The sequence below is a fragment of the Nocardia transvalensis genome (assembly GCF_015477765.1).
Classification (GTDB): domain Bacteria; phylum Actinomycetota; class Actinomycetes; order Mycobacteriales; family Mycobacteriaceae; genus Nocardia; species Nocardia transvalensis_A.
In genome coordinates, this window is sequence record NZ_JADLQQ010000015.1 from 166,416 (window position 1) to 187,718 (window position 21,303).

At 67.9% G+C, this 21,303-nt stretch carries 27 protein-coding genes and 1 tRNA gene; 20 read left to right on the forward strand and 8 right to left on the reverse strand.

What is annotated here, in order from left to right:
• Window positions 1-149: 149 nt before the first annotated feature.
• The 11 genes from IU452_RS34655 (at window position 150) to IU452_RS34700 (ending at window position 9,208) form a co-directional block, all read left to right on the forward strand.
• The gene (locus IU452_RS34655; RefSeq protein ID WP_195113477.1) at window positions 150-794 is read left to right on the forward strand and encodes a terminal protein; all 645 of its coding nucleotides are present in this window, start codon (window positions 150-152) and stop codon (window positions 792-794) included.
• On the forward strand, window positions 791-1,480 hold the full coding sequence (locus IU452_RS34660; RefSeq protein ID WP_195113478.1) for a hypothetical protein: 690 nt from the start codon (window positions 791-793) through the stop codon (window positions 1,478-1,480). Before IU452_RS34655 ends, IU452_RS34660 begins: the two co-directional genes overlap by 4 nt.
• A 227-nt stretch (window positions 1,481-1,707) precedes the next feature.
• Window positions 1,708-1,777, forward strand: a tRNA-Asn gene (locus IU452_RS34665).
• A gap of 139 nt (window positions 1,778-1,916) precedes the next feature.
• Window positions 1,917-2,414 (forward strand): hypothetical protein, encoded by a 498-nt coding sequence (locus IU452_RS34670; protein WP_195113479.1) that lies wholly within the window; start codon window positions 1,917-1,919, stop codon window positions 2,412-2,414.
• Entirely contained in the window at window positions 2,411-3,001 is a 591-nt protein-coding gene (locus IU452_RS34675; protein WP_195113480.1) for a hypothetical protein, read from the forward strand. Before IU452_RS34670 ends, IU452_RS34675 begins: the two co-directional genes overlap by 4 nt.
• Window positions 3,002-3,262: 261 nt before the next feature.
• Window positions 3,263-5,245 carry a hypothetical protein gene (locus tag IU452_RS34680; protein ID WP_195113481.1) on the forward strand — a complete coding sequence of 661 codons (1,983 nt, stop codon included), beginning with the start codon at window positions 3,263-3,265 and terminating at the stop codon, window positions 5,243-5,245.
• 29 nt (window positions 5,246-5,274) lie between these two features.
• Window positions 5,275-5,772: a hypothetical protein gene (locus tag IU452_RS34685; RefSeq protein ID WP_195113482.1), complete on the forward strand. Its 498-nt coding sequence runs from the start codon at window positions 5,275-5,277 to the stop codon at window positions 5,770-5,772.
• Between the two features lie 6 nt (window positions 5,773-5,778).
• Window positions 5,779-7,179, forward strand: a complete 1,401-nt coding sequence (locus IU452_RS34690) for a hypothetical protein (protein ID WP_195113483.1) — start codon at window positions 5,779-5,781, stop codon at window positions 7,177-7,179.
• Between the two features lie 120 nt (window positions 7,180-7,299).
• Window positions 7,300-8,505: a rhomboid family intramembrane serine protease gene (locus IU452_RS34695; protein ID WP_195113484.1), complete on the forward strand. Its 1,206-nt coding sequence runs from the start codon at window positions 7,300-7,302 to the stop codon at window positions 8,503-8,505.
• Window positions 8,502-8,636, forward strand: a complete 135-nt coding sequence (locus tag IU452_RS39065) for a hypothetical protein (RefSeq protein ID WP_267467712.1) — start codon at window positions 8,502-8,504, stop codon at window positions 8,634-8,636. Before IU452_RS34695 ends, IU452_RS39065 begins: the two co-directional genes overlap by 4 nt.
• A complete protein-coding gene (locus IU452_RS34700) occupies window positions 8,636-9,208 on the forward strand; it encodes a hypothetical protein (protein WP_195113485.1) in 573 nt (190 codons plus the stop codon). Before IU452_RS39065 ends, IU452_RS34700 begins: the two co-directional genes overlap by 1 nt.
• A 138-nt stretch (window positions 9,209-9,346) precedes the next feature.
• Here IU452_RS34700 and IU452_RS34705 read toward each other — a convergent pair whose 3' ends face one another.
• Together IU452_RS34705 and IU452_RS34710 are read right to left on the reverse strand one after the other, a co-directional pair.
• On the reverse strand, window positions 9,347-9,562 hold the full coding sequence (locus IU452_RS34705; protein WP_195113486.1) for a hypothetical protein: 216 nt from the start codon (window positions 9,560-9,562) through the stop codon (window positions 9,347-9,349).
• The gene (locus IU452_RS34710; protein ID WP_195113487.1) at window positions 9,559-9,777 is read right to left on the reverse strand and encodes a hypothetical protein; all 219 of its coding nucleotides are present in this window, start codon (window positions 9,775-9,777) and stop codon (window positions 9,559-9,561) included. Before IU452_RS34710 ends, IU452_RS34705 begins: the two co-directional genes overlap by 4 nt.
• A 257-nt stretch (window positions 9,778-10,034) precedes the next feature.
• Between IU452_RS34710 and IU452_RS34715 the strand changes: the two genes are divergently transcribed.
• Window positions 10,035-10,568: a MarR family winged helix-turn-helix transcriptional regulator gene (locus tag IU452_RS34715; protein WP_228819253.1), complete on the forward strand. Its 534-nt coding sequence runs from the start codon at window positions 10,035-10,037 to the stop codon at window positions 10,566-10,568.
• Here IU452_RS34715 and IU452_RS34720 read toward each other — a convergent pair.
• The 6 genes from IU452_RS34720 to IU452_RS34745 all read right to left on the reverse strand — a co-directional run bounded on the left by IU452_RS34720 (window position 10,505) and on the right by IU452_RS34745 (window position 15,753).
• A complete protein-coding gene (locus IU452_RS34720; protein ID WP_195113488.1) occupies window positions 10,505-11,044 on the reverse strand; it encodes a hypothetical protein in 540 nt (179 codons plus the stop codon). The genes IU452_RS34715 and IU452_RS34720 overlap by 64 nt on opposite strands.
• Before the next feature lie 182 nt (window positions 11,045-11,226).
• Window positions 11,227-11,547, reverse strand: coding sequence for a hypothetical protein (locus IU452_RS34725; protein ID WP_195113489.1), 321 nt, complete (start codon window positions 11,545-11,547; stop codon window positions 11,227-11,229).
• On the reverse strand, window positions 11,525-12,328 hold the full coding sequence (locus IU452_RS34730) for a hypothetical protein (protein WP_228819254.1): 804 nt from the start codon (window positions 12,326-12,328) through the stop codon (window positions 11,525-11,527). Before IU452_RS34730 ends, IU452_RS34725 begins: the two co-directional genes overlap by 23 nt.
• A 17-nt stretch (window positions 12,329-12,345) precedes the next feature.
• Window positions 12,346-12,642, reverse strand: coding sequence for a hypothetical protein (locus IU452_RS34735; RefSeq protein ID WP_195113491.1), 297 nt, complete (start codon window positions 12,640-12,642; stop codon window positions 12,346-12,348).
• 915 nt (window positions 12,643-13,557) lie between these two features.
• Window positions 13,558-14,691: a hypothetical protein gene (locus IU452_RS34740; protein WP_195113492.1), complete on the reverse strand. Its 1,134-nt coding sequence runs from the start codon at window positions 14,689-14,691 to the stop codon at window positions 13,558-13,560.
• 99 nt (window positions 14,692-14,790) lie between these two features.
• A complete protein-coding gene (locus IU452_RS34745) occupies window positions 14,791-15,753 on the reverse strand; it encodes an N-6 DNA methylase (protein WP_195113493.1) in 963 nt (320 codons plus the stop codon).
• Between the two features lie 245 nt (window positions 15,754-15,998).
• Between IU452_RS34745 and IU452_RS34750 the strand changes: the two genes are divergently transcribed.
• The 8 genes from IU452_RS34750 (at window position 15,999) to IU452_RS34785 (ending at window position 21,297) form a co-directional block, all read left to right on the forward strand.
• A complete protein-coding gene (locus tag IU452_RS34750) occupies window positions 15,999-16,847 on the forward strand; it encodes a DUF932 domain-containing protein (protein WP_195113494.1) in 849 nt (282 codons plus the stop codon).
• 202 nt (window positions 16,848-17,049) lie between these two features.
• Window positions 17,050-17,676, forward strand: coding sequence for a cutinase family protein (locus IU452_RS34755; protein WP_195113495.1), 627 nt, complete (start codon window positions 17,050-17,052; stop codon window positions 17,674-17,676).
• Between the two features lie 62 nt (window positions 17,677-17,738).
• On the forward strand, window positions 17,739-18,239 hold the full coding sequence (locus IU452_RS34760) for a transglycosylase SLT domain-containing protein (RefSeq protein WP_195113496.1): 501 nt from the start codon (window positions 17,739-17,741) through the stop codon (window positions 18,237-18,239).
• Window positions 18,240-18,372: 133 nt separating this feature from the next.
• Window positions 18,373-19,152, forward strand: a complete 780-nt coding sequence (locus tag IU452_RS34765; RefSeq protein ID WP_195113497.1) for a hypothetical protein — start codon at window positions 18,373-18,375, stop codon at window positions 19,150-19,152.
• On the forward strand, window positions 19,149-19,454 hold the full coding sequence (locus IU452_RS34770) for a hypothetical protein (RefSeq protein ID WP_195113498.1): 306 nt from the start codon (window positions 19,149-19,151) through the stop codon (window positions 19,452-19,454). Before IU452_RS34765 ends, IU452_RS34770 begins: the two co-directional genes overlap by 4 nt.
• Window positions 19,455-19,493: 39 nt before the next feature.
• Window positions 19,494-20,252 carry a WhiB family transcriptional regulator gene (locus tag IU452_RS34775; protein ID WP_195113499.1) on the forward strand — a complete coding sequence of 253 codons (759 nt, stop codon included), beginning with the start codon at window positions 19,494-19,496 and terminating at the stop codon, window positions 20,250-20,252.
• Between the two features lie 75 nt (window positions 20,253-20,327).
• The gene (locus IU452_RS34780) at window positions 20,328-20,723 is read left to right on the forward strand and encodes a hypothetical protein (protein WP_195113500.1); all 396 of its coding nucleotides are present in this window, start codon (window positions 20,328-20,330) and stop codon (window positions 20,721-20,723) included.
• Window positions 20,724-20,982: 259 nt separating this feature from the next.
• Window positions 20,983-21,297: a hypothetical protein gene (locus tag IU452_RS34785; RefSeq protein WP_195113501.1), complete on the forward strand. Its 315-nt coding sequence runs from the start codon at window positions 20,983-20,985 to the stop codon at window positions 21,295-21,297.
• Window positions 21,298-21,303: the final 6 nt, after the last annotated feature.

The following is a 21,303-nucleotide window of genomic DNA, read 5'->3' on the forward strand; positions in this document are numbered from 1 at the left end:
CTGTCGCCGGGCGGCGAAGACGCTGTCGTCGGCGCCGGCGCCGCTCCGAGGCCTCATCGCCCGCATGCCCACGGCCACTGTGGACCGCGTCTGGCCGCGCTCGCCGGCCTGGGTTCGGCCGCTGCCGGGGCCGAGTAGGACAGCACGCTGTGGCCGACGAGATCAAGGAGCAACTGAGCCCTGACCCTGGGCGCCGTGGCGCGATGTTCCAGGGGTTGACCGGCCGGTCCGGCTCGAATGTCTCCGGCACTGCCGGTGATGTCCCGGACATTCGGGGAATGTTGCGCGCCGCCTACGGGCCCGGGCCGCGCAGCGACATCAACACGGCTGCGGCCGCGAAAGGCCTCGGTGTCAGCAAACGTACCGTCGAACGCTGGTTGGCGGATCCGTCGAGCGCTTCGAAGATCAGTAAGCCGAAGCCGGCGACGGTGGCCAAGATGGCCAAGGCGGCCCGGCAGGCCGCCACCACGAAGGCCGGCCGCAAGCGGGTCATGAAGGCCATGCGCGAGAGCAAGGAAGGCAAACGCCTGCTCAAACGCGGCGGCCGCGTCCGCGTCACCGGGAATCAGGGGGTCTTCGGCAAATCCGCCTACTACATCCGCTGGCGGAAAGATGTGCCGTTCCCGCCGAATCAGGCGGGGATGACCCCTGCCGAGATCGAGGGGTTGTGGACGGCCTACGAGCAGGGTGGTGACAAGGCGGCGTCGCAGTGGCTGACCGACTACGCACGCGAACACTACGCGGCCGGGTGGGAGTTCGAGAGCATCGAGCGCATCGGATACGACCCGAATTGACCGGAGCGGCGGGACCACGGTGGACACGGCGGAGGCTGCTGGACGCGCTGGCCGCCTGCTACGGCGCGGGCGACTACCAGGGCATCGATCTGGACGCCGTCGCCGCCGGGTTCGGCGTCACCCGACGAACGGTCACCCGCTGGATCGCCGGGTCGTCGGGACGCACCAAGGCGCGGATGCCCGCCAAGCGAATCGCCGAACTGATGCTGCCGCCGCAGTCCGTGATCCGCGACGAGCAGATCGACGTAGCCAACGCACGTGAAGTCATTGCCAGCTTGAACCCCGCGAACCCCGCCGCGCTGGGCCGGCGACCCACCTCGATCGCCAAGGAGTGGCAGCGCCGGGGCTGGCTCGATCCGCACCTGGTCGGCATTCTGGAATTGCCCCGTCAAGGCCGCCTGCAGCTGCGGCAGATCGTTTCGACCTGGGGCACCTACACCCAGGGACCGCCGCGCACGACGCGAGAATGGCGGCGGCGCGGCCATATCGTCGACCTCGTTACCGTGCCCACCCGGTTCCACGCCATGGTGCTCGTCGCCGAAGTGCTCGACCGGGTCGGCCCGTGGCGGCTGTATCCGAGTGAGGCGGTCGTGCCGAAGACCCGCACCCAGGTGTGGGCGGCCGACGCCCCCGCGGTGAACCTCGCGGCGCTGGCGCAGGAGACCGGACTGGCGCTGCGCCCGTAACCCCAGCGACAACCCATTGCAAGATAGTGCATAACACATTATCCTTATTTGTGTGCACTGGCGGATTCCGTCGCACAACTGAATCGACCGCCCCCCGACAGGCACAACGGCGTACCCCGGAATCAACGGCGATTCCGGCCCGGCAGTGAGAAGACCGCGATGCGGCGGCGCCGGGCATCGAGGAGGGTGGTCGGCGGTCCGATCCGACCGGGCCGCCACGGCGGCACGGGCCGGTAGCTCAATGGCAGAGCCGGGGCCAGTTGCGCCTTGGCGCGGGTTCGATTTCCGTCCGGCCCCGCCCGCCGCCGAAATCCCCACCAGCTCCGGTGTTGTCCGGCTGGACAAGTTGGACAACACCGGATTCCACCAACCGTGAGAGTTGTCAATTCGATTGCGGGACTGACCATCCCGCCCTGATGCGAGGAGTCGACTGCGCATGACCACCGATCTCGCCGCCGCGCTCGGCAGCCCGCGGGCGTTCGACGACGACGAACAAGTACGCCATCTGCCCGGCGATCACGTGCCGTGGCTGGTCGTGCAAACCCCTGGCCGTGCCGAGTTCGCGACACCGGTGGCACAGGGCGACGCGCCATCGTGGCATCGTCTCATCGACCATGACCGCTTCCCCGGCGGAGTGTGGCGCGAGTTCCTCGTGCCACGCGACGGTGGGGCGGGGCCGCAACGGTTCGAGGGGGCGGCGTTGTCGGCGCGCGCGGTCGATCTGGCGGGGTTCGCGGCCGCGGCCTGGAGCTCCGACGACGCGATCGTGATCGAACCGCCCGCACGGCCTGACGGATTCACCGTCGTGCGGATCGGTGACTACCTGATCGGGGTCGTGGGAGATCTCGTCCATCCCCGCCCGGATGCACCCGAGGTCCGCGCCGAGTGGAGCGCGTTGCTGCGGTCGCGTGACGACACTGGAACGACACGATGACCGGGCCCGATCGCCCGGCGGTGGTGTGGCGGCTGCGTTCTGCACCCACGTCCCGCGGCCTGGTCGTCCCGTTCGTCACCAAATGGCATGCAGGCCAGCCGATGTGGGGTTCTCTGGACACCGACCGGTTGGCGGCGGCGCTGACGGGCAAGCGATGCCAGATCTGCGGTCACCGTCTCGAGGGGCGGGCGGTGCTGTTCGTGCGGGCCGCCGACTGGGAACGGCGGATTGCGGTCGAGCCGCCGATGCATCCCGATTGTGCCAGTTATGCCCGGCGGGCCTGCCCGATGTTGAACGGGCGCATGTCCCACTACAACGCCCGGCCCCAGGTGTCCCGGCTGCGGTGCGCCGGGTGGGAGGTGCCTGCCGACACCGATCGCCGCGCCGGGCGGCCCGCAGATGCCTGGTACGAATTATGGTTCGCCACCGATCAATTGCGGGTCACCGCCATGACCGACGACGACGGACGGGACCTGGCCGGGATCGATCTGAGCGAGTTCCGGCCGTTGAAGATCCGGCGCATCCGCCCGGCTGGCGGCCCCGACACCGGCCCGACGCTGCTCGACCTGCTGATCCTGTTGGGCTGACCTGTCGGCGCGGCCTTCGGCCGACGCAACAACTCCTGCTACGCCCCCTTCGTTTCCTTGGGGGACGGGTGCAATACGCACTATGCTGTTCGATGTCCACCGAGTGGCGAGACCAACCATCTCGCTCGCACCCTTGAAGTAGGGACCGTCATGACCGTGTCCTTCGCTGCTGTGCCGATCACCCGTGCCGGCGTGCACGCCTTAGGGCAATCCGCCGGAGGGTGTGCTCGACCCGAGCCGCACTGCATGCTGGCGGATCCGATGCCCACTTTCGATCCCCAGCCACCGCTGGGCGGCGGCACAGGCGGCATCCCGATCATTGGGCGGCTGATTCCGCATCTGTCGTGGTCGGATGGGTCGGCGATGCACGCCCTGACGGTGTTCGGAGTGTGCCTGCTGGTCACGGGCCTGATGGTCACTATCCTGCTGGCGGCCGCGGCCCGTCTGGCGTGGCCGCCGGCACGGATGCGGAACTTCACCATCGCCGCGGTTGCCGCATTGCCGGGGATCTCGATGGTGCTGGCCTGGAGTCCGACCGGCCCGGTGGACGAGTTCCGGGCCGGTGCAACGGATCTGCTGTCCGGGCACGCGCCGTCCGCGGTGGCGAGCATGAGCGTGCTGTTGATCCCGGTGGCGTGGCTCGTGGCCATGCTGATGCACACCGACCGGGTGGTGACCTCCAAAACCACCGGATTCCGCAGTCTGCTGCGCACCGAACAGTTCAAGGATTCCTGGGTGCAGCGGCAGCGGGAGGCCGCGGCACGTTGGGCGCGCTATCCGGTGGCGACGACGACCGGCGGACTCAACCCGCACTTGGTGCTGGGCCGGCTGGCCGTCGAGGAATTCGCAGCGCCGCCGCCGTCGCGGACCCGCGCCCTGCTGCAACACTTCCGGTCGGTGCTGGTGGTGCCGTGGCGCGCCACGCGTGAGCACATGGTTCTCGTCGCCAATACCGGATCCGGCAAGACCACCCTACTGTTGCGGGCGCTGGTGTCGTGGTACGTGACCGCGTGGCTGCGGCACCGGCAGTGGTGGCGGCGCCCACGGACGGGACGGCCGCTGGCGGTGCTGGTCAACTGCAAGGGCGGTCCGGGCGCCCGGCGGGTGACCGCGTTGGTCGTGAAGTGGTTCCGTGCCCTCGGACTGCGCGACGACCGAATCGGCATCCTCGGCGAGGGAACGAACCTCAACCTATGGGCCGCCGATCCGGCCGACATCATCAGCGTGCTGCTGTCGATGATCTCCGGCGGCCTGGTCCCGGCGACCGAGAACGAACGCTACTTCCACAACATGCGGAAGACGCTGATCCGCCTGATCGTCACCGCCCCCGCAAAGGTCGAGAACGGCAAGCCCATCGGCTGCAACCCGCCCCGTAGTTCCGAGGAGTTCCTGGCCCGCTTCGACAAGGACGTCCTGGCTCTGTTGTGGGGCGCCGACTACTGGGATCCCGACCTGGCCTGGACCGGGGTGCCGGGAGTCGACCTGGAGATCCAATCCACGCTCGACGGTGAACAGCCCGTCATGACCTCGGCGCGCAGCGAATTCGGCGATCTGTTCTACGCGCTCGACGGCGCATTCGACGGCGATGCCGACATCGGGAGTTTCGATCTGCTGATCTGCAACCTCGAAGGCACCACCCACCCCGATCGGGCGAGGGCCCAGTTCAATGCGCTCGGCTGCCTGTTCGAGCAGCTCACCGGCCACGACCACGGACGCGAAACCTTCCTGGCGGTCGAAGAGTTCAGCGCCGTATCGGATCAGAAAACCCGCGCCGACAAATGGGTGCATCGCTTCCGGGAAGCGCTGATCGGCACGTTGTGGATCGCGCAGGACTGGTTCGGCCTCGGCGCGGACGACGACCAGCGGCAATCGCTGGTCGTCGCCGCCGGCGGCGGCGCCTTGCTGGGCCGCCAAGAAAAAGGGGATCGGCTGTGCGATCTGTTCGGGCCCGCCCGTCGTTTCGAGGTCACCCGCGCGCGCGGCCGGCGCGGCCACACCGACGGCACCGTCACCGCGCATGAGCCGCTGCTGGTCGAGCCCAACCGGCTGCGCCGGCTCAAGACCGGCGACGTCGTGCACGTCGGTGGCGGCCGCGCCCGGTTCGGGCATGTCACCCCTCTCAACGATGCCGACCTCGCCCGGCTGCGGCCGCTGCCCGGCATCGACCGCTTCACCCACATTCGCCGGCCCGCCGCGGCCCTGGCACCGGTCATCGATCTGCGCAAGCACCGCAGGTCACGCTGAGACCTGTTGTCCCTGGAAGGACTTTCGCTGTGACCAGCCCTCTCGAACATCCCGACAACTACAACCCCGATCCTGACCAACGGCGGCGGGTGGAGACGGTCCTTGCCGCATACGTCCCCGAACTGGAGGGGTCGGAGGCTGCCCGGCTCGCCGAGCGGCTGGTGCCGGTCGTGCCCGACGGGGGCCGCGTGGGCCGCACCCTCGAGCCGCATCTGGACACCCTCGCCTCGACGCGGGCGAGCCTGCTGCGGTGGGCGCCCGCGGCGGGCACCAGCGCCGCGGTCTTCACCACCGCCCTCACAGTGTCGCTGCCGCCGCCGCTTCTGGTCTACGGCACCGGCCTCGCCGGGTTCACCTGGTGGCACTGCTGTGGGCGGCCCGGTCCAATCGCGATGATCCGCCGGGCCGCCGATCTGCTCACCGACGCCGCTGCCGCGCTACGGGCCGCCCGCCTGCCTTTTCCTCACCACACATCCGCGGCGGCCGCGAGCGCCAGCCGGCCGACTGCAATACCCGCGAAGGAGTGACTGCTGATGTCCACCGCCAGCGAGGTCGACCACATCGGCGAGGAAGCCGGCAAGTTCTTCCGCCAGATCATCGACGCCGCTCACCTGTTCAAGCACCGGCGGGGCGGTCACCGTCCCAGGTCACACAAGGGATCACGCCGGTATCGCAAACACCTCGCGGCGTCGCTGCGCCAGCAGTTCGGTGAACAGCGCATCACGGAGGCCTGGTATACCAAGCGCGCCTTGGACTTCCAGGCCGAGGCCAAGCAAGCGCTGGTCCGCCAGCACCGGCACATGGGCGACCCCACGGTGGTGGGCCCCGACCAGGAGCGGCTGGAACGCATCCGGTTCGCCATCGAATCCACGCTGTCCAGCACGAACCTCTCGCCCGAGCGGCGTGGCCAGATCGTGCTGACCCTCGACGCCGTCTCCCGCAACCCCTACACACGGTTCAATACCGTGTTCCCGCCGATGGACCATCTGACCGCCCATCACGCCCGTGAAGCCGCACGCCGATCGGCGACCTGGGTCGAGGCTCAGACCGCCGCGACTCAACGCCGGTACGCCCAGCACCAGCAGCAGCTGGCCCAGCGCGCTCTCGACCGCCGCCGCAGGAGCACCACCCGATCCACGGCACCTGCCCGCGACGGCAAGCGAACCCAGCCGTCCAGGACGCGTCCCGCACGGTCCGTCGGAAACGGGCAACCAACCCACACCCGGGCCGCGACTCCGCCGGCCCGGACGGTTACCGCACCGCCGGGCACCACCACAAATGGACACCATCGGCGCCCCACCACCCCCGTCGCCGAAGCGGTCGCCTCGTCGACAGCCACCGTCGAGGCGATGCGGAGCATGACGATGGCCCAGATCGATGCGGTGCAGGCGATCCGCGTGGCAGAGAGGCGCTGGCTGGATAGCAGCGCCGGAGCGAACCGGGCCCAGCTGCACGATCTGAGCGCCGCCCGGACCAACGCCTTCGACGCGGGCTGCCAAGCAGGGCTGTCGAACGAGCAGATGCAGTGGGAACGCGACAACATCGACGCCAACAGCCGGTGCCGCGTGGCGTTCGAGGGGCGCCGGCACGACAGCGAATTCCACGGGCACAGCGCATACGAGGGGCTTTTCGCCAGCGAGGCCGAGGCGGCCATCTGGGCCGAGCGTCGGCTCCTCACCCACGACTGGGTCCCCCGAGTCGAGTTCCGGATCACCGCGCAGGAAGCCGGGCACGACAGAGCATTTAAGACGATCCGGGGAGGCGAAGCCAAGGTCACCGCAGGTGTCCGGCGCTGGATCAACCAGACCACTCGCGATCGCGACGGCCATCAGCACCGCAACGGGGCCACCCACGGCCCCGATCGCCGCCGGTCACCCTCCGCGCCCGACACGGTGGCCAGCACGAACCGACGCCGGGGGCGGAGCCGGGTGTAGGTCGCGACCTCACCGAGCAGAGAAGCCCTTTACACGATATCGCATACTGCACTATGCTACAATTTGTCATCTACGCGGGACCGACCATCTCGCGTCCGCCCTCCGACACAGGAGACAGCCGTGACCGACCTGGACACCGCGATGACCCCGATCGACCTGGTCGACCAGGCCGTCATCGCCGCCGTCGCCCTGGACTTCCCCCACCTCACCCGCCCCGATGCCGTGCAGACCCTGGTGGACACCCGGCTGCCGCAACACCTGCGCGACAAATACGATCGGGTGGCCCTCGTGCGGGCGGTCGCCGCCTACGTCGCCGAACACCTCAAGACTCGCGTTCGTGCCGGACGACGTGCGAAGCGTGACGCCGCGCGTACCCGGATCGCCGACGTGATCCGGACCGAGCAGTCCCGCGCCGTCGCCGACGGCGATGCCGCGCGCGCCGACTATCTCGCCGAAGCCGCATCGCTCGTCGAGCCGCCGGTGAGCTGGCTGATCCGGGTCAAGCGGATTCGCTCCACGACCGCACTGCTGATCGCGATGTATGCCACGGTGTGGTTGACCGCGATCGAATCCGGGTCAGCCACCCTCTATCTGGCCGGGATCGCCGGAACCGTTGTCGTCGCCTACGTCGTGTGGCGCGACGTGCGGGCCCCCAAGCCGACGGAGCGGGCGAACCCCACGTCGTCCGCCGCGCAGCCTCGCAATCCCTTGTGGGTAACCAAAACACTGATCGTGGTGAACGTGCTGGTCTTCGCGATCATCGCACTCCAGGCCGCAAGCATCCTGCCCGCTGATCTCGCCGCTACCTCGATCTTCCGGGCGTCGGCACTCGACCCGCACGCTGTTGCCGCTGGTGCATGGGCCCTGCTGGTGACCGGCGGGTTCGTGCACAGCGGGCTCACCCATCTGCTGCTGAACATGTTCAGCCTCGGCTGGCTGGGTGCCGTTGCCGAGCCGAGGCTGGGGCGGCTGCGCTACCTGGGCGTCTACGTCGCGTCCCTGCTGGGCGGGGCCCTGGCCGTGCAGTTCCTGTCCGGCCAGATCACGGTCGGCGCATCCGGAGCGGTTTACGGTGTCGCGGGCGCGCTGGTGGCGGCCACCATCGTGGACCGTGCCAACCCGACCGGGCTGCTGATCATGATCGGAATCAATCTCGGGATCAGTTTCCTGATCCCCGGCATCTCCTATTGGGCCCACCTGGGCGGTCTGGCCACCGGGATCGTGACCGCCCTCGCCCTCATCCGGCTGGGCGCCACCCATCGGCATCCCCACCTTCCTGCTGCGTCGCACACCGAGACCATCACCGGAGAGGGGGCAAACCGATGACCGCCACAACCGAGCCGACCATGCGGGAATTGGCCACCCGACTGACCGCGGCCGCCACCCAGTTGAGCCGCGCCGACGCCGCCACCCGTGCCGGGCGATCGGGTCACACTGCGGAAAGCCGCTGCACCTAGTGCCCGATCGCGGCGACGGCTGGCCGATGTACTGCTACCCCGATGAAGGCTGCGGCTACAACGAGCCCTGGGGCTGGGAGGTATTCAACGCTCGCCCCGACGAATGGGCCCGGCCCGAATGGGGCACGTACCGGTATCGGTTGATGCGGTTCCTTGCCTACCTGGAAGGGGCCGACAGCGTATTCCCGGCGGCGGCGCGGGCCGAGCTGCTGGACGCCGGGTGGGCAGGAACTCATTACGGCGTGACGGTGCTGGACCTCTACGACCCCGAATGGGGCTACCGGCCGGGGTTTGTGGCGCTAGACCACCACAGCAATCGGCGACGAGTGCTGGCCGCGATGAACGCCTTCGCGAAGGATTGCTGCGGGTGGGAATCGATGTTCGGGGACCTGGCATTCGATGTCTACCCCGACGTCTGTGACGAACTGCGGCAGGAATGGGCGGTGTTGGCGCCCGCGGCACCCGACGCCGAGGATTGCCACGACGACCTGCTGGGCCGGATGACGTTCACGCCTCTGGTTACCGCGGAGACGCCCAACGCGTTCCCGGTCACGATGTGGTGGAAGTGCTGATGCGGATCGCAGTGGCCTCCACAAAGTCGCGGTGCTCCTGGGCGTACCCGGGCCCAGGACGTGTACGACCGGCTTTGCAACACCGCGGCCGGTTAGAAGAACCCGTGTTCCGGCGGGGTTCTTTCGCGAGATAAGGCGCTACTTCTCGGGTACCTCCGGAAGCTCCATGCCGAAGATCTCGTACAGCTCCACGAATCCGTCCACGTAAGTACGTTCCATGAAGCCGTCCCGGCTGGGCTCGGAGTCTCGCGCGTACTCCAGGAACTCAAGGAAGCCGCGTTCGAGGATGTACCGGAGGAAAACGAGTTGCCCCTCTGTGAGGGTGAAGCTGTGGGTGGGTTCGGTGCTGCTCACTGCTGGACTCCGAAGACCTCGCCCAACTCTCCACGTACCACCCAGTTCTCACACTCGCACTCGTGCGCTGGGGCACCCTCCCCGATGTCGCACGCGCAGACCGGCATGAAGGGCGCGCGGGCCTCGGGATAAATACCCTTCATTCCGCACCGGTCGCATTCGCCTAGCTGCCACTCGTCGTTGCCGTCGTCGTCCCAGTAGTCGTCGTTACTCACCGCTGCGCACCGCCATTCGCGTCGCTTGCAGCGACGGTCTTGTCGCTGTCCATGATGAGAGTGGCACAGTGCCCCGACGCCCAAGCGTGAAGACAGCAACCGGCTGGCTGTTGTGACTCTGTCGGCAAGGTGCCACCGGCGAATCCGGCCGCGCCCATAGAGTTCGTTTCGGGTGGGTGATGAGTTGCGCTGCCTGCCCGGTGTTGTGTTTACGGTGCTTGCGATCACGGCATCCACTCATGGAGGGATTCCCCCATATGAGCACCGACATGAAGTCACCGACCCTGTTGTCCGACTCGTCGAAGGCCGCCGATGTGCGGTGGTGGGACACCTTGCTGGCAGTGCATGCGCTTGCCGAGCACCGAGCTGGTGAGGTGTTGCGTCGGCACGGCCTGGGGGTGTCGGAGTATCGCGCACTGGAGTTCCTTGCCGCCGCGCCCCACGGTCGACTGCGTATGCAGGACCTGGCCGAAGATCTTGGGCTGAACCAGAGTTCGGTGTCGCGGCTCGTCGGCAGGCTGCATCGGGCGGGGTTCGGCGACACCGACCTCTGCCCTGAGGACGGGCGCGGGGTGGTGGCGGTGATTACCGCCGCCGGGCGAGCTCGCTTCGAGCAGGCGCGGCCGTCGTATCAACGCGTGCTGACCGAGGCATTGGACCAGGCCGGAGACATGATCCACGGGGGTGGAAAGCTCATCGCCGCGATACGGGCGGTGTTCGCGCCTGATCACGGGTGGTTGTCGGTATCGGGGTCGAGTCGGACCGCGGCCAGTACCGACCAGAGTTGTTGATCGGCGGGGGAGCCGGGCCCGGTTTGTCGGCGATGCTCGGCGATCGCCTCGACGAGTTTGGCGATCACGCTGCGGGCGCGTGGGTTGAACACCGCGGCGCGGGCGCCGGCCCAACCCAGCGGATCGGTGTCGGCGCGGTCGAGCCGGTCGAGGGCTTTGAGGCATCGGTCGCGGAATCGATTGGCGCGCTTGGCTTGCTGCTCATCGAGATTGCCGGAGACGAGGGCCTCCTCGGTCCGGTCGATGAAGTCGTCGAGGATGTCGGCGGTACGCTCGGCCAAGGTTTCGTCGAAGCTCAGCAGGTTCCAGAACTGGCGCCACCGGCCGACGTAGGCGGCGGCGGTGTCGGCCGGTTCGAGATGATCACGCAGGATCGCGGCGAACGTGTCGTCGTCGAGGCTCTGCACCGCCTCGACATTGATTGTCCTCGGCAGGTCGGCACGGGTTTTGGACCGTTTCCACGGCTGCTCCAGCATCGTTTGTTCCTCGCGTGTCGACTCGGGCACCGGACGGCGCCGCCCGAGCAGGCGACGCCGTGGCTTTCCTTGTACCACGGGCGAGGTGATGAGTTTCGTACCAGGGCAGCTCGGCCAGCCGACATGTGAGGCGGTCGGCATCTAGGTCTGGCGGGGATGCTCGCTGGCGCGAGTCGGTCCGGTCAGCGAGGGGTGCGCTGACGGCGAGTCCACCTACGGATGGCTTTGCCGAGATCTTGGCCGTCGGTGCCTTTCAGCTCGGGGGGCAGCTGCGGGGTGATCGGCAGGCCGAACTCTCGCAGGTCGGCAACTGACATCCCGTAGTGGCGGGCGCACGCTTCTTCGGTGTCCCGCTGGCATACCCACTCGCTGCACCGTGGGCACAGACGTTCGCCGCGATTGGCGGTCAGCCCGGAGAACTGGCGACCCTTGTATTCATAGGGGATGCCCGGAGCGTCGCAATGGTCGCAGCGTTTGTCGTCACCGGGTGTTTCGATGCTCATGACATGCTCCGGGGAGGGTTGCGGGCGGGGCGGGCTGTTCGCCCCAGGGATTGATCTGCCGGGACAGCGGGGTGAAGTCTCGGGTGTAGGCGTGGGCGCGCAGAAGCTCGGCGATGCTGCAGGTCAGTGTGTGGGGAGGGTCCTGCGCATCACCGGTACCCGCCACGTGGATGTCGGTGTGACGTTCGGTGGCGGCGGGCCAGTCGATGCGGGACTCGGTGCGCGGGACCCGGAGATCGTCGGCGTGGTAGGTCGAGTCGATCTCGTCGGCCACGATCGCCCAGGCCTGGTCGCTGAGCCGTCGGTCGCAGGCGATGCCGTCGGTCCAGGGATGGAACGGGTTCGACGGGATCTGGGCGGCGAAGGATCGCACCGCGGTCGGTGGGGGGCCGTCCTGCCACGCGAGCCGCAGTGCGCGGGCGGACCGGTCCGGGATCAGGGTGAACGGCGTGTCCGGCCAACGGGTGGCGAGCATGACCCGTAGCAGCGGTTCGGCGGTGTTCGCCGGGTCGCCGCCGCGGGTGGGTTCGACGTCGTAATAGTCGATGTCGTGGCATCCGCCCGGGTCGGGGTCGCCGTAGGCGATGGCGATGCCGTTCCAGTGCCAGATGATCCGGCCGTTGTCGTCGTGCCCCTCTCGTGCCAGCTCCAACAATTGAGCCGCGATCTTCTCGGCGGTCGCGGCTACCCGGATCCGGGTGGCTCGCAGGGTGCGGGCAGCCGCGGACTCGGTGCAGTAGTAGAGGTCGAACCGCGGGCTGGGGGGCTTCTCGGTGGCCATCGGGACTCGGCCGCCGGTCATGCGCTGAGTTCGGCTGGGCCGTGCTGTCGATCGAGAACGTCGACCCGGGCCAGGCTCTGAAGGAATTCCCCGAGGTAGCCCTTCTGGTAGTCGACCATCTCGCGGGCAGCGTCGGTGTGGCCCTCGTCGAGCAGAGCGGAGATGAAGTCGGCGGAGTCGACAACAACGTCGAGGCAGAAGGCGGCGCGGCGGATGAGGTAGTCCGCGCTGATCGGATCGGGGACAGGGCCGAGGGTTTCGGAACGATCTACCTCGGCGGTGATGTGCGCGGGCACGGCGGGCCATTTGCCCATGGCGTGGCTCCTGACGGTGTGTGGACGGGATGGTCGGTCCCGTCGAACGGATATGACACAACCAATGTTAATGCGTGTTGCACTTAGGTTCAATCGGCGATCCGCGGCTTGAGCGCCTGCCCTGGAGGACATGCAGGGCCACCATGGATGCGATCTGCGATGCCACGCTGGTCGGGCGGGTTTCGCGCCGGTCTGCCGCAGTCGGCATGTATTCCTCGCCGCCGCGCGGGCGACGAGTTCGGCCATGCGCCGCTCGTAACGGCACAGGCCTCGCCAGACGCGGCCCAGGCCCGGCTACAACGAGCAATGCCGGCAGTTGACCGAGGCTCGTGCCGCATTCGACTGGCTCGCAGATGGCAGCGTGGCGATTTAACAACAGGCATTGCGTGACTTCGCCCAAGCGATGCGCAACTTCTTCGCTGGCACCCATCAGCGACCGTCGTGGCGCAAAGCTGGTGTACACGAAGGTTTCCGGCAGGTCACGGTGCGACAGCACCACGTGGCAGCGGGGATGCCGTGCGCTGCGCGCCATCGATGCTCGGCCGGTCCAATGCTGTCCAACGTTGGACGAGTTTTGTCCAACAGGGTGTCCAACGCCCAGCTGGGAAAATTCGCTGTCCAACGCCGTTGCCGGACGCCGCGGCGGCCTCCTACGCTCGGGTGCGTTACCTCCGGTTTGGCATGCAGAGAGGAACGGACGGAGCACCAGCCCGTTGGCAGCGGGCGACCCGTCATTCATGATGTGCGCCCGGGGCGGGTCGTTCGGAGGCCGGCCCGGGCGCACATTCGAAACATCAGCATCGGCGTGTATGCCGCCGCGGGCAGTTCGGCGGCGGTGATATCGGTATGCCGCCAACAGGGTTTCGCGGGGCGCGGCGCCGCTCGGCAGCATCCGGGCCGTCCGAAGAGATGCGGCTAGACGCCTGCCCCGGCATCAGCGGTAGCACCCGGATCCGTGTGAGGGGTGCCCGGAGGGACGAGCGGGTCCTCGGCAGGGTCGGAGTGCAGCGCCACCGACCCGCTCTGCCCGGATTGGGCCGCAGCGCGCAGACCTGCATTCCGGATTTCCGAAGGGGGCGCGGCCGTGTCGGCGCAAAGATCGGTGTCGAGGGCTTCTGTGAGGTGGTACAGACCGTCGAGGAACACTGCTTCCTCGTTGTAATGGTCGCGGAGCTCGCGGTACAGGCCCGGCGCGAGGGCGTTGATGCGGGCGATGACTTCGCGCTGGGCGGTGACCGTGCAGCGGGCGCGCAGCAGCGCCGGCAGGAGGGCAGGATCGCGGGCGACGAGCAGATCGAGCGCGGCCGCGGCGAGCGCGGCACCGCCCGCGGCCACCGACGACGCGGCAGGCGGATACGCGAAAAAGTACTTTGTCGGTACCTGGACCGTCCGTCCGCTGCGGGCGCCGGTGGCGATGTCGGTGTCAGCGGCACGGCGGGCCAGTCCGCGGGGCAACCCGAGCACGTCGCTGACGTATCGACCGGAGAGGTATTCGGCGAACCCCTCTTCCCAGAATCGGCCGAGTACGGCACCGGAGGGGGGTTGGACGATATGGCCGAGGCGTATGGGATCCACTATGGTGCCGATCCCATCCAGCACGACAGCGCGCATCATCTGGTGGCGCGCCGAGCCGTGTCCCAGCTCGTGCACGGCAACGGATTCGGTGTACTCGGGTCCGTTGTGGTCCTCGAGGTCCCGGTTACGGAAGACGAACGCCGTATCCAGGTGGGCGAGATAGGCTCCGGATACCTCCGGCGACACCTCGAACCCCAGGGTGTCGTGTACGAGCTGCGTGAGCTCCTCGGCCCTGGTGTGGTCGATGATGAGCAGAGACACGCGATGCAGGCCGAGGTCGTCGAAGTAGGTGGCGATCCGGTCCAGGTCCAGGCCGTCGGTCTCGGACGCGAAGCGGTCGAAGATCTGGTCCCGGGCCGCGGCAAAGACTGCCGGGATGTGTCCCGGGTCGAGGATGCCGCCCGGCAGCGGAGCGAGTCGTTCGCCGGTCCGCCGGAAATAGTGGATCGAGGGTCTTGTGTGAGGGTGTGTCATCGCTCGTGCTCCAGACGGCTCCGATGCCCTGATGCCAGAGCGGGACGGGTGATCGTGCGTTTGCCGACGCCGGGGAACTTTCGGCTCCGGTCCCACACGTCATCGATCCCTGTCCGGAAGTCCACCCTTGTCACCGCCACTGTTGCGGCGGCGCAAGGCCGGTCCAGGTATGCGGCGACTTCTATGACAGCAGCCGAGGAGGCGCATAGCGTCGCGGGTGGCCGCGATGCACCGGGCCCTGGTGAACTGGTCGGCATAGTGGGCGAGAACGGCGTGGCGATGTTCGGCTTCGCGTTCGGGAGCGGTGGGATCGGCCAAGCTGTCGGCACAGTAGATCAGCACGTCCGGGCCGAGCCCCCAGACGAACGCGTTCACCGCGCAGGCGGCGGCCGCGAGTGGGTTGATGTCCCCGAGAACCCAGCGATAGTCGGCAGGGTTGCCGCCGGCGGCGCGGATTGCTTGCGCTGCGCCGCGGATGAGATCGCCGGTGCCCACTGCGCAGTCGAGGACGCTCGTACCGGGCTCGCGCAAGCCGCCTTCGGACTGGAAGACCATGCGGGCGGCGAGCTCGGCGATGTCCGGGGGAGTGTGGTACTCACCTATGCCTTTTCGCGCTCCAGGGGCGCGCAATGCGGTCAGGACCTCGCCGAGCAGGTCTGCGTCGGAGCGGTGGGCCGGGTCCATGTCTCCGGTGAGTTCGTGGATGCCGGTGTCGAGTGCGGCGGTCATCACCGACCGAACCGCGGCGATGGTTTGGGAATCGGGGTTCTCGCGGATCCAGTCGTGCACGGGTGCGGCGACGGTGACGAGATAGGGGTTGCCCATGACCCAGACGAGGTCCCAGAGCCGCTCGAGTTCGCGCAGCAGTTCCGGCTCGCCGGTGGCTCGCAGGGTGGCTGCCATGGCCTGAGCTTTAGCGTGGTCGAGGGGCTGGATGAGCGCCAGGGCGGCGACGGCACCGAGGGGGATGTCAATGCGCTCGGCGCATGGCGTCGCGGAATACCACGCCGCCGAGACGGCTTCGGCGATTCGCCGGGCGATGAGGGCCTTCGAACTGGACATGGACACGCGCCTTTGCGGTGAGGGCGGGATGGTTGGTCTCGCCGGAAGTGATGACATTCTCTACCATAATGCGCTTTGCACCTTGGGGCAATGATGTGTCCATACGCACCTTCGGGCTAGCTGCTCCGGCGGCTGGCGCACCACCGGCAACCTGCCTATTGCGCCATAGTTCCTCGCGCGTTATCGTAAAAGTTGTCCAACTGATCGCGGGACTGACCACCCCGCCCTATTCGAGGAGTGATCCCATGGTGGTTTCACCGCCGCTCATCAAGGTGCCGAGGCGAGATAAGCACACCGTTGTACGCGTCGACCGGCCGCTGACCGATGAGGAAATCCGCACGGTCGCCCCCTCGGTCTTCGCAACCGAGAAGTATCGCGACCGCAGCGACCGCTACACCTATCTGTCCACCGCCGACGTGCTGGCTGCGCTGCGCGAGGAAGGGTTCGAGCCCTACATGGCGGCCCAGGCGCGCACCCGCGACGCCGACCGGGTGGAATACACCCGGCACATGCTGCGATTCCGCCACATTGACGTCCTCGGCAGCGACACCGAGGAACCGAACGAGATCGGCGTGCTCAACGCCCACGACGGCGGCGGCTCCTTCCGCACGGTGGCGGCCCGCTTCCGCAAGAGGTGCCGCAACGGCCTGGTGGTCGGCTCGATCATCGACGACATCCGGATCCCGCACCTCGGTGATGTCGCCAACCGGGTCGTGGATGCGGCCCAGACCATCGTCTCCAACTTCGACCTCGTCGACGAGTCCCGCAACGCCATGGACGCGGTCGTGCTGAGCGAGGACGAGCGGATCGCCTTCGCTCAGGCTGCCCTCGGCCTGAAGTGGGACGACCCGGAGCATCCGGCGCCGATCGACGCCAAGTTGCTGCTACGGCCGCGCAACTACGAGGAGCGCCCCGCGACGCTGTGGAGCACCTACAACATCGTGCAGGCCAATCTCATCGGTGGCGGGCTGCTGACCCGCAACGTCACCCGCAACGGCCGCCACACTCGCACACGGCCGGTGCGCGGAATCGGTGAGGGCCTGAGGCTCAACCGCGATCTCTGGGACCTGGCCCAGGAACGCCTCACGAACTGAAGGGCCCTGTCGCTCTCCTGGCCAGCCCGGGAGAGCCGGCTCCCCCCCCCGATACCCAGCCGCCCCAGCGTGCGATTCCCGGCGATGTCATGTGCGGTCTCGAGATCGGAAATCTGTGATGCACAATCTGTTTCGCAGCTCCAGAATCCGCCTCCCGCTGCCGGCGGTCTGGATTGGTCCCCCAGGTCACCGCCGGCACTGGATGCCGGCGGCCGCGGTCGCGCTCCTGCTGGCCGCTGGCATCCCTCTCACCACGGCCCCGGCCTGGGCCGCGCCCACGTGTGCGGGGGTCGATGTCGTGGCCGCGCGGGGGACCGCCGAGCCCGGCGTGCTCGGCGCCGAGGTCGGCGATCCGCTGTTCGACGCGATCGCCACGCGAGCGCCGCTTTCGGTCACCGCGCACCGGGTGGACTATCCCGCCGATCTGCTCGACCCCTGGTCGATTCCCCGCGGGACCGCCGACCTCGTCGCGCATCTGATCCGCCAGGCCGGCGCGTGTCCTGCGCAGCGGTTCGTGCTGGTCGGCTACTCGCAGGGCGCTGTCGTCGTTCAGGCATCGCTGGGCAGTGACGCGACCCTCCTCGTTCCCGGCCTGTCCCGGCTGCCCGTCGATCTCGCCTCCGGTATTGCAGCCGTCGTGCTGTTCGGCGATCCGCTGCAACGGGCCGGAGCGGATGTGCCAGACCGTTTTCGGGATCGCACCCGCCACTTCTGTGCACCCGGTGACCCGGTGTGCGACCACGTGGGCACCGACATCGCCGCCCACGTCGGCTACGGCAGCACCGTCGCCGCGGCCGCCGACTTCATCACCCGCCGGATGACCCGCTGAAACACACCATCCATCCATTCCCCACGCCAGTTCCAGACCCGCACCACTGAAGGAGAAATGCGATGTTGCACAAGCCTTTCCGGCACAGAAACACCGTCACCCCCGCGGTCCGAACCGCGTCGTCCGTTCTCGCGGCTGTGGTCGTGGCCCTAGCGCTGGGGGCGCCGTCCACCGGAGCTGCACCCGCCGGTGCTGCCGGGCCTGCTCTGGAACCGCATCTTCTCCCTGCACATCAGCGATACACCGACGATCTCGACGGCTGGATCCTCGAGGCCCTCGACGTCATGCGCGAGCACGGGATCCCAGGGAGCTACTCGGGCATCCATCGCAACATCATGCGCGAGTCCGGTGGCAATCCGCGCGCCGTCAACCTCTACGACTCGAACGCGGCCGCGGGCATCCCGTCCAAGGGGCTGCTGCAGGTCATCGACCCCACCTTCACCGCCTACCACGTCGAAGGCACTGCCTGGGACCCATACGACCCGGTCGCCAACATCACCGCAGCCTGCAACTACGCCGCCGACCGCTACGGCTCGATCGACAACGTCTACTCCGCCTACTGACCCCGCGTCCAAGCCGCGGGCTGAGCGACGCCGCCAGTGTCGGACCTCTGAGTACCGTGCGCCACGACAACAGCGAGCACCCCGTGACACCCGTCGGCACCCCACCGAACTCCCTGCCACCCAGGAGGATTCCGTGACAGCGCCCGCCCGGAACCATCGACCGACCGTGTACCTCGACACCGAGACCACGCATCTGCATCCCGACTACCGCCACGTCTGGGAAATCGGCATGGTCCTCGACGACGGTAACGCGGGTCCCCTGCGTGAAACCCGGATCTTCATCGCCGACGTGGACCTGGCCGACGCCGACGAACGCTCCCTGGAGATCAGCGGCTTTTACCGACGTCACCCGCAGTACTGCACGCCGGAGGGTCTCGATCACCCGCTCAGCACCGGCGAGAGCGGCCTGCTCACCGCACGCGATGCCGCGGTTGTCGTCGAGCGCTGGACCCGCAGCGCGATCGTCGCCGGGATCGTGCCCAGCTTCGACGCCGAAGGCCTCGCTCGGATGCTCCGGGTGCACCGGCTCAGGCCAGCCTGGAAGTACTACCTGCGCGACGTCGCCACCCACGCGGAGGGCTGGCTCAACGGCCGCGCCTCCCTCGGCGTTCCGCTGCCCGTACCGGCACCGGTCACGGCCGAACAGATCTCGCTGGCCTGCGGGATCCAGCCGCCCGGCCCGGACGAGCGACACACGGCGCTGGGCGACGCCCGCTGGGCGATGCGGCTGGACCGCGCCACCGCTGCCCCGCCCCAGTGTGGGCACGACTGGAACCGCGTCGGGGTTCGCGATGAACTCACCCACTACGAACACCGCGATCCCTCCTGCGCCACCACCGAGACCGAACCGGATGCCGGAGACAACACTGCCGTGATCGCGCAGCACGCCGTACTCGAGGAGGAGCTCCGATGACCCTGAGGGACGCGATCCAGTTCAGCCTCGTGTTTGTCGGCATGGTCTATCTCGGCGTCGCTGTCGTCATTGCGATCTGGGCCTGGCGGCGAACGGAGGAACGCACCTGCGCCAAGTGCGGCCGCCGACACCGCGGCCAACGAATTCAGGGCGCCGTCCTCCTAGGACTGACGTGGGGCGGCGTGCTGTGCATCGCCTATCTCTACCGGTTCCCCCGGGTCCGAAACTACGTCGATGCCCTGCTGCCACCGACGGCGACCCGGGAACCGGACGACGGCAACGAGGGCTGTGCCCTTTCCTGATCACAATCCGAATCAGCCTGCGCCCGAAGGCTTTACACCATGAGGAACACACTACGACTCGCCCAGTCGGACAACAGCCAGGCCTCGCTGCACAGCGTTTCCGCGGCACCCCGCCGCCTGGCCACCGACAAGGTGCTCGCCACGAACGAGAACCTGGCGGCCGCCGAACCGCTCACCGACCACTGGAGCCACCACGCCGCCTGTCGAGCCCATCCCGAGCCGGATCTCTGGTATCCGGACACTCCGGCGCAAGCCCGGCAAGCCAAGCTCATCTGCGCTACCTGCCCAGTCCAACGTCAGTGCGGACACGATGCGGTCGACCAGAACGAACAACATGCAATCGCCGGCGGCTACGACTGCTCGGTCGACAGCGAATGGCGGCAGTTGCACGCCTGGCTCGGCTTGGCGAAACCAGCCATCGGACGTTCCAAGTCCGAACTCCGCACCCTTCGATGCTCCTGTGGGCGGGAATTCCAGACCCGCCGGGCCAACGCCAAGCGCTGCCATGCCTGTGTGCAGGGCCATGTCCCGGCCGAACCGGTATGGAAGTACATCACTGATCTGCTACGCCTTCTGACATCCGACCAGATCGGTGAGCTCGCCGGAATCAGCGGCGCCACCGTCCGATCGATCCGGCGCCAGGAGTTCGTGAAGAAGGAGACCGCGGCGAAGATCTGCTCCATCACCCTGGTCGGCGCCGCCGGAACAGTGCGCGGCGCCTGCCACCGTGTGCCCGCTCTCCTTGCGCCCCAGCAAAATTCGTCAGCCCGTCAATGTGATCACCTCCTCAGCGCCTGATCCCCGGTCGCTCCGGTGGTCGCCTCACCTATCGCGATCCAGATCCAATCCGGCCACATCTCCAGGAGATTCCCGATGAACACCGTCCGGCCCATCTACGACCCCAGCACGTACGGCCACCCCAGTTGGGAGTGGGAGTTGCACGATGCCTACAGGACAGTTCACGCCCTCGGCCGAACGGTAGCCGATCCAGATGTGACAACCCCTCGGTTCCTCGGTGTCGAGGACAGAATCGAAGTGATCCGCGACGGCTGGCTCGAGCATCCGCAGGCCGGCGCCGCGTGGCTGTTCACCGAAGCGGCCGTCCACGATTTCCGTCTGGCTCCGGAGTTCATGCTCGCCCTGATCGATCTGCTCGATAGCCAACGCCCCGACGGCATCCGCGTCATCACCCCGGTTCAGTTGCGCCTGCTTCGGCTCGCCGGACAGTTGACCGGCCACCTTGCCGCGGAGCAGGAACCCGTCCGCTGACGCCTTGTGCCCCTTTGCCCCGCACGGCTAACAGCTGCCCCCCTGCGTGACAGGCCGAGCAATCAGGGCGTTGAACCACATCGCGTAATGCACTATGCTGTGTTGTGTCGCACGGGAATCCGCCACCTCTCTGATCCCCGTCTGACCAGGACTGAGACCCACAACTTTCGCCCCACCCGCCGAGGTCCAGGGGTTCCCGACCGGCTAGGTGTGCTGGTCTCGTGAGATTGGTTCCGCACTCGCCCGAGAGGAAAGACCCGTGACCACTGATATCCATCGCGCAGAGCTGGCTAGGGCACGGACCGTGGGCGCGTTGGTGCGCTACGCCCGCGCTCAGCTGGGGCCGGACGCGCCCGCACTGATGGTGCAGGAATGGCTGGCCAACTATGGCTACGCAGTGCCGGATGCCGCGCTCGACGTGAGCGGTGACCAAGACTCATTCATGGACTGCACCGAGTGCTCGGCAGACCGCGGGATGTCACCCAATGGCGTGATTCTCGACGGGGACGATCGCCAGTGCGGTCGGGTGTGGCGCTGCATCGAGTGCAAGGCCGAGCACACCGAAATCTGGTGACACCCG